Consider the following 15,003-nt stretch of genomic DNA (forward strand, 5'->3'; position numbering starts at 1 on the left):
ATTTATGAGCTTTGATTTAGACGAAGACATCCTGCAGGACTTCCTGGTTGAAGCAGGAGAAATTCTTGAGCTGCTTTCTGAGCAGCTGGTAGAGCTTGAACGCAACCCTGAAAATTCAGAGTTGTTGAATGCCATTTTCCGTGGTTTTCACACCGTTAAAGGTGGCGCAGGCTTTCTTTCTTTAACTGAACTTGTTGATGCGTGCCATGGTGCGGAAAACGTGTTCGATTTGCTTCGTACTGGCAAACGCCAGGTTACGTCTGAATTGATGGATGTGATTTTAGAAGCGTTGGATACGATCAATGTTATGTTTGGTCAGGTTCAGGAAAGTGAACCCCTTGATCCGGCAGAGCAAAGTTTGCTTGATGCACTGCATCGTTTTAGCCATCCACCGACGGCAGCTGAGTTAGCTGGGCCAGCTGTGGCAGAATCTATAGCAGCAGAACCCGCGCCAGCCCCTGCACCGATAGCCGAAGTGCCGGCAGAGCCAGCTCCCGCTTCATCAGCAATGGCGGGCGGTTCTGTTGATGATATGACTCAAGATGAATTTGAACGTCTGCTTGATGAGCTTCACGGGCAAGGTTCGAGCCCGTCAGTTGAGCAACCGAAAGCCACGAGTACACCATCAGCGGCAAACCAGAATGTGGTTTCTCAAATCCAGACTGAAACTGGCGACATCACTGATGATGAATTTGAACGCTTGCTTGATGAATTGCATGGTGCCGGTAATGGACCTGCGAATAGTCCGAGTGCTCCAGTTGCACCCGTCGCCTCGGCGCCAGTTGCGACGCCGGTGTCATCAATTCCTGCCGATAGCGGCTCGAGCGCCGCTGGCGATGATTTGATGTCAGACGATGAATTTGAACGCCTGTTAGATGAACTGCACGGTAGTGGCAAAGGTCCTACAATAGAAGAATTAGAGATGGCGACGAAACCCGTTGCTGACATGATCGCTGAAATTAATCCGGCGCCGAGTGTTAAACCAGCGCCAGCTCCGGTTTCTGTAACACCGGCATCCACGTCGACCCCTGCATCTGCTACGCCGGTGGCTCCTGCGCCAGAAAGTCAGCCAGTTGCAGTACGTAAAACAAAGGCTGTGGCTGCGAAAGATAAAGTTAAACCGCAAGTTGATACGACAGTGCGTGTTGATACCTCAACCCTTGATACCATTATGAATATGGTCGGTGAGCTGGTATTGGTACGAAACCGCCTGGTGAGTCTTGGCCTGAACACCGCCGACGAAGAAATGTCAAAAGCTGTATCCAATCTGGATGTGGTGACCGCCGATCTGCAGGGCGCGGTAATGAAAACCCGTATGCAGCCAATCAAGAAAGCCTTTGGTCGTTTTCCTCGCGTGGTTCGCGATCTTGCGCGTACTTTGAAGAAAGATATCGTGCTGGAAATGCGCGGAGAAGAAACGGATCTTGATAAGAACCTGGTTGAAGCCCTAGCGGATCCATTGGTTCACTTGGTACGCAACTCCGTCGATCACGGTATTGAAATGCCGGACATTCGTGAGAAGGCCGGCAAGCCACGCGTTGGTACCGTATTGCTCTCTGCTTCACAAGAAGGGGATCATATCTTACTCACTATCGAAGATGATGGTGGTGGTATGGATGCGGACAGACTGCGTGCTATTGCCGTTGAGCGTGGTGTGATGGATGCTGATGCTGCTTCTCGTATCTCTGATAACGAAGCGTATAACCTGATTTTTGCACCGGGCTTCTCGACCAAGAAAGAGATTTCAGATATTTCTGGTCGTGGCGTGGGTATGGATGTCGTGAAAACTGCGATTAACCAGTTAAATGGTTCTATCTATATTGATTCAGCGCTTGGTAAAGGCACTCGTATCGATATTAAAGTGCCACTGACACTCGCCATTCTGCCAACTCTGATGGTGGGTGTAGCTGATCAGCCATTTGCTTTACCTCTGGCCAGTGTTAACGAAATTTTCCATCTGGATCTGCGCAAGACAAATCGCGTAGACGGGCAGTTAACGATCATTGTTCGTGATAAAGCCATCCCGCTGTTCTACCTGCAAGACTGGTTAGTGGGTGCAAGCGTATCAAAAAATGAGCGCGCTCATGGGCATGTGGTAATTGTCCAGATTGGCCACCAGCGAATTGGTTTTGTGGTTGATGCCTTAATCGGGCAAGAGGAAGTCGTGATCAAGCCTCTGGATGAGCTGCTTCAGGGTACGCCAGGTATGGCTGGTGCAACCATCACCAGTGATGGCCACATAGCACTGATCCTTGATGTTCCAAATCTGCTGAAGCATTACGTTGGTCATTAATTAGTGACTCATTGATTGCGAGTAATGTTAGGGGCTCGCGCCCCTGACTGAACATTAAGATCCGGTAATTTATAACGACGAGATAAATACTACATGGCAGTAAAAGTTTTGGTGGTGGATGATTCGAGTTTTTTTCGTCGCCGAGTAAGTGAAATTATTAATTCGGATCCTCGCCTTGAAGTGATCGGCAATGCCGTTAATGGTAAAGAAGCGGTTGAGTTAACTCAGAAGTTGCAGCCAGACGTTATTACCATGGACATTGAGATGCCTGTAATGGATGGCATTACGGCTGTGCGTGAAATCATGAAAATTGCGCCAACGCCGATTTTGATGTTCTCATCACTGACTCACGAAGGCGCGAAATCAACGTTAGATGCACTGGATGCCGGTGCATTGGATTTTCTGCCGAAAAAATTTGAAGACATCGCTCGTAATCGTGACGAAGCGGTAGCGTTATTACAAAAGCGCGTGGGTGAATTAGCCCGTAAGCGTTTATATATGCGCCGTGCTGTTCGTACGGCAGCGCCTGCTACCAAGGCTACTCGTGAGCTGACTAAACCTCTGTCGGCAGGACGGGTAACACCAGCCGCGACGTCATTGAGACCCGCTGCGACGACGCGTCCGTTAGCACGTCCGGCTACGGCTAAGCCGATGGCTCGTTTTAAAGCCTCGGGGAAAAAATACCAGTTAATGGCAATCGGGACATCGACCGGAGGGCCAGTTGCACTGCAGAAAGTATTGACCCAGCTTCCCGCTAATTTCCCGTATCCAATCGTACTGATCCAGCATATGCCAGCGACGTTTACTGCGGCGTTTGCTGCGCGATTGAATAACCTTTGTAAGATTGGTGTCAAAGAAGCTCAGGATGGCGATACCTTGCAAGCCGGGGTCGCTTATCTGGCCCCAGGCGGAAAGCAAATGATGGTAGAAGGACGTCCGGGGGCTGCGCGTATCCGCATTCTTGATGGTGGTGATCGCATGAATTATAAACCATGTGTTGATGTCACCTTTGGTTCTGCTGCCAAAGTCTACCATGACAAAGTATTGTCTATGGTATTGACCGGTATGGGGGCAGATGGCCGGGAAGGTGCACGCATGCTGAAAACAAATGGCTCGACCATTTGGGCTCAAGATGAAGAGAGTTGTGTGGTCTACGGGATGCCGCAAGCAGTTGCTAAAGCGGGGATTTCTAGTGAAGATTTGCCGCTGGAGCGTATTGCGGAGCGTATTCTGGTTGAGGTTGGACTAGGATAAGGAGCGGGCATTGATTATCTGGAGCATTGCCAACCAAAAAGGCGGCGTTGGTAAAACGACAACGACGGTGGCCTTGGCTGGCTTGTTAAGCGAGCGTAATAAGCGGGTATTGTTAGTTGATACCGATCCCCATGCTTCGCTGACTACGTATTTGAATTTTGACGCGGATCATGTACCGGCAAGTTTATTTGATCTGTTTCAGCTACCTGCGATTTCTCGTGCCGCCGTGCAGCCTTTAATATTGAGCACAGCGTTTAAAGGGATCGACATTATTCCTGCCCATATGTCGCTGGCAACGCTCGACAGGGTAATGGGAAATCGGGGCGGTATGGGCTTAGTGCTGAAAAGAGCATTGCAGAGTCTGGTTGATGATTATGACTATGTGTTGATCGATTGCCCGCCTATTCTGGGTGTCATGATGGTCAATGCGTTAGCGGCGAGTGATCGGATTCTGATCCCGGTACAAACTGAATTTCTGGCAATGAAAGGACTGGAACGTATGATGCGCACCTTGCAGATCATGCAGAAATCAAAACCTGCAGGGTTTAAGGTCTGTATTGTGCCAACCATGTACGATAAGCGAACCCGGGCATCATTGCACACATTGCAGGAGCTTAAAGTCAGGTTTCCCGAACAGGTGTGGGCTTCGGCTGTCCCTATCGATACCAAGTTCCGTGATGCCAGCATCAAACATATGCCGCCATCTTTGTTTGCTCGTAATTGCCGTGGTGTTTTTGCTTATAAAACCTTATTAAATTATCTTGAGCGATTAGAACAAGATGAACGATAAAAATCGTTTATCCAGCGAGCAAGCGCTGGATGATTATTTTTTTGACTTGCTGGCTGAACCGTCAATTTTTGACGAGGAAAGCGCTGCAGAGCAAAAGACCGCCGTAATTGAAGAAAGTGCGGATTCTCTTTCTTCTGTTCCTGCTATTGAGCAAGATTGCCATAATAAAGGTAATCTGAGCGAGGATTCAGCGGATCCAGAAGGTCACCGCCTTGCTGAACAGCAGGATAGCCGGGATCTGCAAAGTATTCACTCGATTGATAATGAAGATGCGCCAACCGCGGCACCGTTTGATTTTGATCAGTTATCTGGTGATACCGAGAAATTATCTGATGGGTTAGAAAAGCCATCAGACTCGGAGGATGCGTTATCTGAGATTGACAACGGTTCTGGTGCTATGGCTTCTGAAGTGGCTTGGCCCGCAAGAGGAAGTCAGGCATCGGGATGGGTACCCCGGGCAGAACCTGCCGCTAAGGTGCAACCGAGGTCGAGTGACAGTTCACCGGCAACGGCAGTATTAGACAATGAACGTTCGGAGTTACAGGGCGTTCAACGGCTGCTGAGTCAGATGAGCCGGATGCAACAAGAGATCCAACTGGAAAGTGATGTACTGATTGCCACACAGACTGAAGCTGAATTTCTGGCCGTTGCTGAGAATGACACTGCTACAGATCTTGAAGCCGCACCTGATCTTGAAGCGGTTTCTAAGGTTGAAGCTTTTGCTGAGGTTAACAATGCGGAGCTTCAGCCTGCAATAACAGAACCGGACATTGGATCTGTTGTTCAGAAAGAGGCTCAAATTGATCTTAAACCAGATGTGTCAACGTCACTTGAGGCAAAAGAAGGTGGTGATGAGCCGCCTGAGCAATGGCGTAAACTTGGCACTGAGCAGGCATTCCAAGCATTGTTTTTCGAGGTTAATGGCGTAACTTTTGCCGTGGCGTTGAATGAGTTGGGTGGCATTCACCAAATGGGTGAATTGAATCATTTACTCGGTCGACCAGCTTGGTATTTAGGATTAATGACCAATCGTGAACAACAGTTCGATGTGGTGGATACGGCCTGCTGGGTGATGCCAGAAAAACTAGATACTGATGAATATCAGAAAAATTATCGTTATATCGTGATGTTAGGTGAGAGTAAGTGGGGGCTGGCTTGTGATAAGCTCCATGGCACTGAAACCCTGACAGAGCAAAGTGTTCGCTGGCGGGAAAAGGCAGGAAAACGCCCTTGGCTTGCTGGAATGGTTAAAGAAAAAATGTGTGCTTTAATTCATGTTAATGCTCTTATCTCAATGCTGAATGAGGGTTTAGATGTTAAGGGTATTATGTGACGATAGGCCAAAGAGGAAAAAACATGTCGCAGGTTAGTGTAGCCGAGATTCAAAAAGAAGACGAAGTACTGCAGTGGGTTACCTTCCAGTTGGAAGATGAAACCTATGGCATTAACGTAATGGAGGTTCGTGAAGTATTACGTTATTCAGAAATTGCACCTGTACCAGGCGCGCCAGACTACGTAGTGGGTATTATTAACCTTCGTGGCAATGTGGTCACGGTTATTGATACCCGTTCACGCTTTGGTTTGATGCCAGGTGAAATTTCTGACAATACACGTATCGTGATCATTGAAGCAGAAAAGCAGGTTATTGGTATTCTTGTTGATAGTGTTGCGGAAGTGGTTTATTTGCGTGGCTCTGAAATCGATAGTACGCCAAGTGTTGGTACCGAAGAAAGCGCTAAGTTTATTCAAGGTGTCAGCAACCGTGATGGTGAGCTATTGATCCTGGTTGATTTGAACAAGCTATTGTCAGATGAAGAATGGGATGACATGGCGTACCTATAATGCTTAACCTAGTCATACAGTGGTCGCCTGTGGTGATTGCGGTGCTAGCCATCGTAATCGCTTTTGTGCTGGTTCGACGGGAGCGAAAAGCTCGCCGGGTACTCGAAACTAAAATCGAGGCGATGGAGCTGGTGTCAAAAAATGCCCGTCAGCAGCATGAAAGTTTGTTAAAGCAATTTAATGAGTTACGTGCTGGTACAATGGCGATGAGTCAGAAATTGGCTGATATGGCACTTCACCTTGAAGATGTCGCTGATCGTCAAGGTGAAATGGCAATGCAGGATCCGGATGGAAAGCTCTATAGCCGCGCCAGTAAGATGGTTGAATTAGGTGCTGATGTTAACGAGTTAATGCAAGAATGCGATTTGCCACAAGCCGAAGCAGAATTATTGTTAAGGCTTCAGCAAAAAATGGCGCCACCAAGACGTCGTTAGTTTTTGCCAATCTGTCGAGATTATACTTTCTGATTGATGCTTTTAAGCCCCTCCCATCCCGGAGGGGTTTTGCCGTTTAAGTACCAGGAAAATGCAATCAATTCTGCAATGATCTGATATAAGGTTTCTGGAATTTCATCACCGATCTCAAACTGACTTAAGTATTGGGCGAGCACTTCGTCTTTATGGATCAACCCGCCTTGCTGTTTCACTTGCTCAATAATGTGTTCTGCCAGGTGTTCAAAGCCTTTGGCACTGACATGCGGAGCTTGCACTCCATCATAGGTTAGGGCTATCGCCTTTTTACTGCTTTTCATATTCTCACTGGACTCTATCAGACCTTTATTAATAAGCCGTTGGCTGGCGAAGGCGAGCTTGCTGCCTGGCTTACTCGAAAATTAACCGTGTCGGTTGTTATTCCCATCGCACCTAACCGTTCAAATAGAAGTGGGGAAAGGTGCTCTACCCGGTCGATCATTGCGGCGTTTTCACTTTCAAAGGCTAGGCTAAGCTGATCATCGCACCATATAGCCGTTGCACTGAATGCGTCAGACGGACCGACAGGTAATGTTAATTCTACCGTCCATTTTCTGGGCAAGTCTTTCTTCTTGCTATTGGTGTTTGCCTGTTGCTGGCGAATTTTAAGCTGAATTTCCCGCCCGCTTGGTTGCGGGAGGTAGAGTTGAATCGCGGTATTATCCAAATCTTTGGCCGGTTCAGTGACTCGCTGTTCTGCGGCCAGCCGCAATAGCGCCTTGATGTCATCTTGGTGGCTTTCAGGAAGTGCATCAAGCCATTGGATTAACATACTTTGCGGGTTGGCAAGTTGCGTGAGTATTTCACCCAGCACTTTATTACCAGCGCCGTGTTTAAGCCAGTTAACCAGCAGTGCCTGATGTTGCGGGATTAATAATTGCGGCAAAAGCTGTGTAATGGGGCTGGGGGGACGTCCCGGTAATGACGAAACCAGTGACAATGTTGTAAATAAACGTTGCAGCGCATCAAGCCGGAACAATAGCTGATCTAACTGTGTGGTCTGGTTGCTCATCTTAGCTGAAGTATTAACTGGTTGAAAATTAGCCGAAAATCTACCGTTTACTGGCATTTTTTCTATTTTCTGTTGCCCCTCTGCCTTGCTATTGTTCAGGGAGGGGGTTGCTGCAGGGCTGTGGATACGCATTCACTTCACATTTACTAACCTTCGTCACTAATCTATACAACCCGGTGTCTAACCAAATTGCAAGTGATTGTGGTAATATGAATTCTCAATTGTGTCACTTAGGATGCATCATTACATATGCTGTCAGTAGAAAAATTAAGCTGTGTTCGTGATGAGCGGGTACTGTTCGACAATTTGAATTTTACCGTCTCGAATGGGGAATTGGTTCAGATTGAAGGCCATAACGGTGCCGGTAAAACTACGTTGCTGAGAATTATTGCGGGATTAGGCCATGCAGATAGCGGTCAGGTCTGTTGGAATAATGAAAATATCGAATCAGCACGAGAAGATTACCATCAGGATTTGTTGTTCCTTGGTCACCAGACCGGGGTCAAACGTGAACTGACGGCTTATGAGAACCTGGCTTTTTTTCAGGCGATGCACACTGATAAGACAGATCAGGATCTGACAGGCCAGCCCCAAGTCTCAGGTGATAATAGCTTATGGCAAGCGCTGGCACAGGTCGGATTGGCCGGACGGGAAGATGTGACGGCAGGACAGTTATCCGCAGGCCAGCAGCGACGAGTCGCACTGGCGCGATTGTGGATCAGCAATCATAAGTTCTGGATCCTTGATGAACCTCTGACGGCTATTGATAAGCAAGGGGTGAAAGTGTTAGAAAGCCTATTCCTATCTCATGTAGCGCGGGGCGGAATCGTGATTTTAACCACCCATCAGGATATGTTTGCGGACAGTAACCATTTACGCAAGATTAGGTTGGGGCTGCAATAAGGATGTTGAATGCCATTTCACAAGTAATTCGACGCGAATTACTGATCGCTTTTCGCCGCCAGGCAGATGTATTTAACCCGCTGTGGTTTTTTATTATTGTGATCACCTTGTTTCCACTAGGGATCGGTCCCGAGCCAAGCTTACTGGCGCGTATTGCCCCGGGTATTGTTTGGGTTGCAGCATTATTAGCGGCACTGTTATCGCTGGAGCGCTTGTTCCGGGATGATTATGTTGACGGCTCTTTAGAGCAGATGTTATTGATGCCAACGCCACTTTCGATTCTGGCGTTGGCAAAAATGATTGCGCACTGGTTGTTGACCGGCGTCCCGCTGCTGGTGATTAGTCCGTTACTGGCGATTTTATTGTCGTTAGACTGGACAACATGGAAAGCAGTAGTGCTGACTTTGCTTATCGGTACTCCAACGTTAAGTTTTCTGGGTGCGATAGGGGTTGCGTTAACAGTTGGACTACGAAAAGGCGGGGTTTTATTGAGCTTGCTCATATTGCCGTTGTATATTCCAGTTCTGATATTCGCAACATCAGCGATTGATGCAGCCAGTCTGGGCATGCCATATAACGGACAATTAGCCTTAATGGGTGCCATGTTGGTAGGCTCTGCGACGTTAGCCCCGTTTGCCGTAGCTGCATCGTTACGCATAAGCGTTAATTGATAACCTATTATTATTGAATACTTTCAAAACTGAGTAGAGTAGATTTATGTGGAAGTGGTTACATCCCTATGCTAAAGCCGAAAACTGTTACCGTTTATGCGGCAAGCTGTTACCGTGGTTTTCTGTCATTGCCTTTGTATCTATTATTGTCGGTACTGTCTGGGGCTTGATGTTTGCACCAACTGATTACCAGCAAGGAGATAGTTTCCGAATCATCTATTTGCACGTTCCGGCGGCGATTTGGTCAATGGGCGCGTATATGTCTATGGCTATAGCGGCATTTATCGGGCTAGTCTGGCAAATCAGAATGTCAGATCTGGCTGCGGCAGCAATGGCCCCAATCGGAGCGGTCTTTACGGTAATAGCGCTATTAACCGGCGCTATCTGGGGCAAACCTATGTGGGGTGCCTGGTGGGTTTGGGATGCACGCCTGACTTCTGAATTGATTTTGCTTTTCCTTTATCTGGGAGTCATTGCCCTTCATAGCGCTTTTGATGATCAGAAAACGGCGGCTAAAGCGGCGGGTATTCTGGCTATTGTCGGCGTGATCAACCTGCCTATTATTCATTTTTCGGTCGAGTGGTGGAACACCTTACACCAAGGGGCCACGATCACTAAATTTGATAAACCATCGATGGACGCAAGCATGCTCTGGCCACTGCTTATTAATGCCGTTGGTTTTGCCTGTTTCTTTGGTGCGCTGACGCTAGTGCGCCTGCGTAATGAAATCATTGCCCGTGAAAGTCATCGACCTTGGGTACGTAACTTAGTGAAGTGAGGCCAGAATGCATTTTGAATCATTGAGTGACTTTTTTGCGATGGGGGGTTATGCATCTTACGTGTGGGGTGCATACGGGATTTCTTTTGCCGCAATGTTATGGATTTTATTGACGAGTTTAAGTAAAAAGCGCCGCTTACTGGCTGACATTAAAAATAAAATGGCTCGTGAACAACGTATTGAAGACGCGAAAAAACTGGAGAACACATTATGAACCCGAGACGTAAAAAGCGCCTGACCCTTGTACTGGCGCTGGTTTTTGGCCTCGGCTCAACCATAGGTTTAATGTTGTATGCGTTAAACCAGAATATGGACTTGTTTTACACCCCAACCGAATTGGTACAAGGCAAGCCTGACGGAACCAAACCTCACGTTGGCCAGCGTTTACGTATCGGCGGCATGGTGGTAATAGGCTCTGTTAAGCGTGATCCTCAGTCATTGGAAGTGAGTTTTGACGTGGCCGATGTCGGTCCGGCAGTGACGGTTAAATATACTGGTATCCTGCCCGATCTGTTCCGTGAAGGTCAGGGCATCGTGGCACAGGGTGTACTGCTTAATCCTACGACGATTGAAGCGCATGAAGTATTAGCAAAACACGATGAAGAGTATCTGCCTCCTGAAGTCGCGGAAGCGATGGAGAAAACGCATGTTCCTCTTGAATACACGGATGTACAAAAACAAGGTAGTGTTCAATGATTGCTGAGTTAGGGCACTTTGCCCTCATTGCTGCGCTTGGCCTGTCGGTTTTAGCCAGTATCTATCCATTGTACGGTGCCTCCGTCGGCAACCAGACAGTGATGCGTATGGCTCGCCCGTTGTCATACGGTGTGTTTGGCATGTTGATGCTCTCTTTTGCTGCATTGTGCTGGGCGTTTTATACCAATGACTTTACCGTGAGTTATGTTGCCAGTAACTCCAATAGTTTACTGCCATGGTATTACCGCATCGTCGCTGTGTGGGGAGGGCATGAGGGCTCACTGCTGTTGTGGGTGTTAATTCAGGCGGGATGGGCAGCTGCTGTTGCGAGATTTAGTCGTGGCATGCCACTAGAATCTGTGTCCCGTGTATTGGCGGTAATGGGCATGATATCGGTAGGTTTCCTGCTGTTTATTATTGTGACGTCCAACCCGTTCCTGCGTACCTTGCCCTATTTTCCTATTGATGGTCGTGATCTTAACCCGTTATTGCAAGATCCGGGTCTGATCATTCACCCGCCTATGCTGTATATGGGCTATGTTGGTTTCTCGGTAGCCTTTGCATTTGCGATTGCTTCACTGATGACGGGTCGTCTTGATACGGCATGGGCTCGCTGGTCTCGCCCATGGACAATTGCAGCATGGTCATTCTTGACTGTGGGTATTGCTCTGGGTTCATGGTGGGCATACTACGAACTTGGCTGGGGCGGTTGGTGGTTCTGGGATCCAGTCGAAAACGCTTCTTTCATGCCTTGGCTGGCCGGTACCGCTCTGATGCACTCATTAGCGGTGACGGAGAAGCGCGGTACATTTAAAGCGTGGACGGTACTACTGGCAATTTCTGCTTTCTCTTTAAGCTTACTGGGGACTTTCCTGGTGCGTTCCGGTGTTTTAGTCTCGGTTCACGCCTTCGCTTCTGATCCCGCTCGCGGTATGTTCATTCTTGGTTTTTTGATTGTGGTGATCGGCGGCTCTTTGCTGTTATACGCCTTGCGTGGTGGTCAAATCCGTTCGCGTGGTAGTTACAGTCTGTTCTCGCGAGAGAATCTGTTGCTGGCTAATAACCTGTTATTAATAGCCGCTTTATTGGTTGTACTGATTGGTACGCTATTACCATTAGTCCATAAACAAATTGGTCTGGGTTCAGTATCGATTGGTGTTCCATTCTTTAATATGCTGTTTACCTGGCTGATGATCCCGTTTGCTTTTATTCTGGGTATTGGTCCACTGGTGCGCTGGAAGCGTGATCAGGTATCTAATGTCAGTAAGCAAATGCTGATTTCCGCGATGGTAACAGTGCCGTTTGCATTCGTTTCTGTACTGATTTTTGCCGATACGTTTGAACCAATGGCTGTTCTTGGCCTGGTGATGGCAACCTGGATCATAGTGATGCACTGCTTTGAGCTTTACCAGCGTGCGACTCACCGCCACAGTTTCATGGCTGGTCTGGGTAAACTTGGCCGTAGTCACTGGGCGATGATGCTGGCTCATATAGGTATGGCGGTATCTGTTATCGGTATTACGCTGGTATCCAACTATGATCTTGAGCATGATGTACGTCTGGCTCCGGGTGAGACCGTTCAGGTGCAAGGTTATGACTTTACGTTTGACGGTCTGCGCGATGCTGATGGTCCTAACTATGATGGTTATATTGCCGATTTCAACGTCACTAAAAACGGCAAGTCGGTGACAACCCTGCATGCGGAAAAACGTTTTTACAGCACAACAGGCTCGATGATGACAGAAGCGGCTATCGATAGCGGTGTTACCCGTGATCTGTATGTTGCAATGGGTGAGAGGCTAGGTGATGGCGCTTGGGCTGTGCGTATTTACTACAAACCATTTGTTAACTGGATTTGGTTTGGTGCCGCGTTAATGGCATTAGGTGGTGCATTCGCGATCAGTGATAAACGTTACCGCTTCCGTAGAAAAGCGAAAGTTGACACAGTTGCAGTGGCTAAACAGGCAGAGGTGAACTGATGAATAAGAAATTTTTGTTTGTACCGCTAGTCCTGTTTATGGGGCTGGCGATAGTCTTTACGATCCAGTTGACACGTAATGCCGGCGGTGATGATCCCACCAAGCTGGAGTCAGTCTTGGTCGGTAAGCCGGTACCAGAATTTAAGCTTGAAGATCTGGTGGAAGCGGGCAAGGTGTACCAGCAGGATATCTTCACCGGCGAGCCTTTGCTGCTGAACGTTTGGGCGACCTGGTGTCCGACTTGTTATGCTGAGCATACTTACCTTAATGAGTTAGCGAGCAAAGGTGTAAAAATCATTGGTCTTAACTATAAAGATGAACGCCTGAAAGCCGTAAGCTGGCTAAATGAACTGGGAAACCCCTATATCCATAGCCTGTTCGATGGTAACGGTATGCTGGGCATGGATCTGGGCGTTTATGGCGCGCCTGAAACATTTCTGATTGATGCTAACGGCATTATCCGTTATCGCCATGTCGGTGATGTGAATGAGCGTAACTGGGCCGGCACATTAGAGCCCATGTATAAAGCCCTGCAAGAGGAGGCGAAAGGATGATGAAACGTTTATTCGCCATGCTTGCCGGTGTGGGTTTTATCGTTGCTGCAGCGATGCCGGCACTAGCGGCTATTGATGTTTATGAGTTTAAGAATGTCAAGCAAGAACAGGCCTTTCAGGAGCTGACGGCAACGTTACGCTGTCCAAAGTGTCAGAACAATACCATCGCAGATTCCAATGCCGGTCTTGCTCAAGATATGCGTCAGAAAACCTTCGAATTGTTGAACGAAGGTAAGAGTCAGCAAGATGTGATCGACTACATGGTTGCACGTTATGGCAACTTTGTTACCTATGATCCTCCACTCATGGCATCGACGTTGATTCTGTGGCTGGGCCCAATTCTGTTCATTATCATCGGTTTTACCATCTTGGTTATGCGCTCACGTAAAACGGAAGATGCGAAAAGCCAGGTCAAGCTAGAAGCCGAAGAAGAGCAGCGTTTACAAACGCTATTAGAAGAGATGGAACAACAAACCCCGAATAAAAACGGTAAGGTGAAGAAATGACGCTGTTTTGGATACTAACGGTCATTTTGGTTCTGATCGCTGCTGTTGTTTTTGTTGCTCCTATGTACTTTGGGAAAGAGCAGGATGACGTTGCAAGTCGTGACGAGCTGAATAAAGCGTTCTTTAAAGATCGCATTAACGAATTGAATGAAGAAGACAGCGAAGGTTTGGTGGTCAATCAACAAGAGTTGGTTTCTGAGCTGCAACAGTCGCTATTGGATGATGTTCCTGTCAGCTCGAAGCAGCAAGCCGTGACGGTGAGTCCGTTGATGCTCTTCCCGGGATTAATTCTGCTGGTCGGTATTTGCTATGGCATGTATTTTTCCGTTGGAAATATCAATAAGGTGGAAAGCTGGCAGCAGACGGCTTCACGTTTGCCAGAACTCTCAAAACGTCTGATGGACGAGCAGGGCGCAGCACCATTAACCGATGAGGAAATGGTGGATCTGACTCTGGCACTGCGTACCCGACTGCATAACAACCCGGATGATGCAATGGGGTGGTTGTTGCTGGGACGTATCGGTATGGCTAACCGCGATGCTGAAACGTCACAGGGCGCGATGAAGCGTGCTTATGCTCTTGCACCTAACGATCTGGAGATTCAATTGGGTTATGCCCAGACTCTGATGTTGATCGGGGATCCGGGGCAAAGTGATTACGCCCGCCGGTTATTACGTTCAGTCATTAAGCGTGATCATAACAATATTCGAGCGATGTCTTTGCTGGCATTTGATGCGTTTGAAGCCGGTGACTACCAGCAGGCGGTCTCTTACTGGACCATGATGAAAAATCTGATTGGTGAGGATGATCCGCGTGCAAATATGCTAAACCGCAGTATTGAACGTGCCCAGTCGCGCTTAGGCAAAGCTGCCAATACTGCAACCAGCGTAACGGTGAAAGTGAATCTGGATCCGACCGTTTCATTACCAGCACAGGGGCTGGTGATCATTTCGGTACACACTGCCGACGGAGCACCTATGCCAGTGGCAGCACGCCGACTTCCATTATCTAGCACGTTCCCGCTGACAGTGACGTTAGACGACAATGACAGCATGATCCCTGAGCGCAAGTTATCGTCATTGCCAGCGATGATCGTAAAGGCTCGCATTGATGCCGATGGGAATGTAATGACCAAGCAAGGTGATTGGTACGGCCAGAGTGATGAAACACAATTAGGCGGTTCAACAATTGTGACAATCAATAAACAATATTGATTACAACACTGGCACAAATGAAGCAGGCTGGATATCATATC

General features: G+C 48.0%; 17 protein-coding genes. 15 read left to right on the forward strand and 2 right to left on the reverse strand.

Features of this window, described 5'->3' with window-relative positions; translation table 11 throughout:
* The first annotated feature begins 4 nt into the window (after window positions 1-4).
* The 6 genes from L4D76_RS10565 to L4D76_RS10590 all read left to right on the forward strand — a co-directional run bounded on the left by L4D76_RS10565 (window position 5) and on the right by L4D76_RS10590 (window position 6,613).
* Window positions 5-2,293 (forward strand): chemotaxis protein CheA, encoded by a 2,289-nt coding sequence (locus L4D76_RS10565; protein WP_428440866.1) that lies wholly within the window; start codon window positions 5-7, stop codon window positions 2,291-2,293.
* Between the two features lie 93 nt (window positions 2,294-2,386).
* Window positions 2,387-3,547 (forward strand): protein-glutamate methylesterase/protein-glutamine glutaminase, encoded by a 1,161-nt coding sequence (locus L4D76_RS10570; protein WP_428440867.1) that lies wholly within the window; start codon window positions 2,387-2,389, stop codon window positions 3,545-3,547.
* Between the two features lie 10 nt (window positions 3,548-3,557).
* Window positions 3,558-4,337, forward strand: coding sequence for a ParA family protein (locus L4D76_RS10575; RefSeq protein ID WP_428440868.1), 780 nt, complete (start codon window positions 3,558-3,560; stop codon window positions 4,335-4,337).
* Window positions 4,327-5,670: a chemotaxis protein CheW gene (locus L4D76_RS10580; RefSeq protein WP_428440869.1), complete on the forward strand. Its 1,344-nt coding sequence runs from the start codon at window positions 4,327-4,329 to the stop codon at window positions 5,668-5,670. Before L4D76_RS10575 ends, L4D76_RS10580 begins: the two co-directional genes overlap by 11 nt.
* 23 nt (window positions 5,671-5,693) lie before the next feature.
* A complete protein-coding gene (locus L4D76_RS10585) occupies window positions 5,694-6,179 on the forward strand; it encodes a chemotaxis protein CheW (RefSeq protein WP_428440870.1) in 486 nt (161 codons plus the stop codon).
* On the forward strand, window positions 6,179-6,613 hold the full coding sequence (locus tag L4D76_RS10590) for a DUF2802 domain-containing protein (protein WP_428440871.1): 435 nt from the start codon (window positions 6,179-6,181) through the stop codon (window positions 6,611-6,613). The genes L4D76_RS10585 and L4D76_RS10590 overlap by 1 nt, the downstream gene beginning before the upstream one ends.
* Window positions 6,614-6,633: 20 nt before the next feature.
* Here the strand turns inward: L4D76_RS10590 and L4D76_RS10595 are convergent, their stop codons facing one another.
* Window positions 6,634-6,930 carry an EscU/YscU/HrcU family type III secretion system export apparatus switch protein gene (locus L4D76_RS10595; RefSeq protein WP_428440872.1) on the reverse strand — a complete coding sequence of 99 codons (297 nt, stop codon included), beginning with the start codon at window positions 6,928-6,930 and terminating at the stop codon, window positions 6,634-6,636.
* A 17-nt stretch (window positions 6,931-6,947) separates the two neighbouring features.
* Complete coding sequence (locus L4D76_RS10600) at window positions 6,948-7,793, reverse strand: hypothetical protein (protein WP_428440873.1); 846 nt, start codon at window positions 7,791-7,793, stop codon at window positions 6,948-6,950.
* Window positions 7,794-7,910: 117 nt separating this feature from the next.
* Here L4D76_RS10600 and ccmA point away from each other — a divergent pair, with 117 nt between their 5' ends.
* The 9 genes from ccmA to ccmI are packed head-to-tail and all read left to right on the forward strand — an operon-like array spanning window position 7,911 to window position 14,962.
* Complete coding sequence (gene ccmA, locus L4D76_RS10605; RefSeq protein WP_428440874.1) at window positions 7,911-8,564, forward strand: cytochrome c biogenesis heme-transporting ATPase CcmA; 654 nt, start codon at window positions 7,911-7,913, stop codon at window positions 8,562-8,564.
* Window positions 8,565-8,566: 2 nt separating this feature from the next.
* Window positions 8,567-9,235 (forward strand): heme exporter protein CcmB, encoded by a 669-nt coding sequence (ccmB, locus tag L4D76_RS10610; RefSeq protein ID WP_428440875.1) that lies wholly within the window; start codon window positions 8,567-8,569, stop codon window positions 9,233-9,235.
* A gap of 46 nt (window positions 9,236-9,281) precedes the next feature.
* Window positions 9,282-10,013: a heme ABC transporter permease gene (locus L4D76_RS10615; RefSeq protein WP_428440876.1), complete on the forward strand. Its 732-nt coding sequence runs from the start codon at window positions 9,282-9,284 to the stop codon at window positions 10,011-10,013.
* A gap of 7 nt (window positions 10,014-10,020) precedes the next feature.
* Entirely contained in the window at window positions 10,021-10,227 is a 207-nt protein-coding gene (ccmD, locus tag L4D76_RS10620) for a heme exporter protein CcmD (protein WP_428440877.1), read from the forward strand.
* Window positions 10,224-10,709, forward strand: a complete 486-nt coding sequence (gene ccmE, locus L4D76_RS10625; protein ID WP_428440878.1) for a cytochrome c maturation protein CcmE — start codon at window positions 10,224-10,226, stop codon at window positions 10,707-10,709. Before ccmD ends, ccmE begins: the two co-directional genes overlap by 4 nt.
* Window positions 10,706-12,688 (forward strand): heme lyase CcmF/NrfE family subunit, encoded by a 1,983-nt coding sequence (locus L4D76_RS10630; protein WP_428440879.1) that lies wholly within the window; start codon window positions 10,706-10,708, stop codon window positions 12,686-12,688. Before ccmE ends, L4D76_RS10630 begins: the two co-directional genes overlap by 4 nt.
* Complete coding sequence (locus L4D76_RS10635) at window positions 12,688-13,242, forward strand: DsbE family thiol:disulfide interchange protein (RefSeq protein ID WP_428440880.1); 555 nt, start codon at window positions 12,688-12,690, stop codon at window positions 13,240-13,242. The genes L4D76_RS10630 and L4D76_RS10635 overlap by 1 nt, the downstream gene beginning before the upstream one ends.
* The gene (locus L4D76_RS10640; RefSeq protein WP_428440881.1) at window positions 13,239-13,748 is read left to right on the forward strand and encodes a cytochrome c-type biogenesis protein; all 510 of its coding nucleotides are present in this window, start codon (window positions 13,239-13,241) and stop codon (window positions 13,746-13,748) included. Before L4D76_RS10635 ends, L4D76_RS10640 begins: the two co-directional genes overlap by 4 nt.
* Window positions 13,745-14,962, forward strand: coding sequence for a c-type cytochrome biogenesis protein CcmI (ccmI, locus tag L4D76_RS10645; RefSeq protein ID WP_428440882.1), 1,218 nt, complete (start codon window positions 13,745-13,747; stop codon window positions 14,960-14,962). Before L4D76_RS10640 ends, ccmI begins: the two co-directional genes overlap by 4 nt.
* Window positions 14,963-15,003: the final 41 nt, after the last annotated feature.

This window comes from Photobacterium sagamiensis, from assembly GCF_050337085.1.
GTDB classification, from domain to species: Bacteria; Pseudomonadota; Gammaproteobacteria; order Enterobacterales; family Vibrionaceae; genus Photobacterium; species Photobacterium sagamiensis.

Bases quoted from the DNA above. Each gene is read 5' to 3' on its own strand.
- L4D76_RS10565 (WP_428440866.1), top strand. From the start codon at position 5: ATGAGCTTTGATTTAGACGAAGACATCCTGCAGGACTTCCTGGTTGAA.
- L4D76_RS10570 (WP_428440867.1), top strand. From the start codon at position 2,387: ATGGCAGTAAAAGTTTTGGTGGTGGATGATTCGAGTTTTTTTCGTCGC.
- L4D76_RS10580 (WP_428440869.1), top strand. From the start codon at position 4,327: ATGAACGATAAAAATCGTTTATCCAGCGAGCAAGCGCTGGATGATTAT.
- L4D76_RS10585 (WP_428440870.1), top strand. From the start codon at position 5,694: ATGTCGCAGGTTAGTGTAGCCGAGATTCAAAAAGAAGACGAAGTACTG.
- L4D76_RS10590 (WP_428440871.1), top strand. From the start codon at position 6,179: ATGCTTAACCTAGTCATACAGTGGTCGCCTGTGGTGATTGCGGTGCTA.
- L4D76_RS10595 (WP_428440872.1), bottom strand. From the start codon at position 6,930: ATGAAAAGCAGTAAAAAGGCGATAGCCCTAACCTATGATGGAGTGCAA.
- L4D76_RS10600 (WP_428440873.1), bottom strand. From the start codon at position 7,793: ATGCGTATCCACAGCCCTGCAGCAACCCCCTCCCTGAACAATAGCAAG.
- ccmA (WP_428440874.1), top strand. From the start codon at position 7,911: ATGCTGTCAGTAGAAAAATTAAGCTGTGTTCGTGATGAGCGGGTACTG.
- ccmB (WP_428440875.1), top strand. From the start codon at position 8,567: ATGTTGAATGCCATTTCACAAGTAATTCGACGCGAATTACTGATCGCT.
- L4D76_RS10615 (WP_428440876.1), top strand. From the start codon at position 9,282: ATGTGGAAGTGGTTACATCCCTATGCTAAAGCCGAAAACTGTTACCGT.
- ccmD (WP_428440877.1), top strand. From the start codon at position 10,021: ATGCATTTTGAATCATTGAGTGACTTTTTTGCGATGGGGGGTTATGCA.
- ccmE (WP_428440878.1), top strand. From the start codon at position 10,224: ATGAACCCGAGACGTAAAAAGCGCCTGACCCTTGTACTGGCGCTGGTT.
- L4D76_RS10630 (WP_428440879.1), top strand. From the start codon at position 10,706: ATGATTGCTGAGTTAGGGCACTTTGCCCTCATTGCTGCGCTTGGCCTG.
- L4D76_RS10635 (WP_428440880.1), top strand. From the start codon at position 12,688: ATGAATAAGAAATTTTTGTTTGTACCGCTAGTCCTGTTTATGGGGCTG.
- L4D76_RS10640 (WP_428440881.1), top strand. From the start codon at position 13,239: ATGATGAAACGTTTATTCGCCATGCTTGCCGGTGTGGGTTTTATCGTT.
- ccmI (WP_428440882.1), top strand. From the start codon at position 13,745: ATGACGCTGTTTTGGATACTAACGGTCATTTTGGTTCTGATCGCTGCT.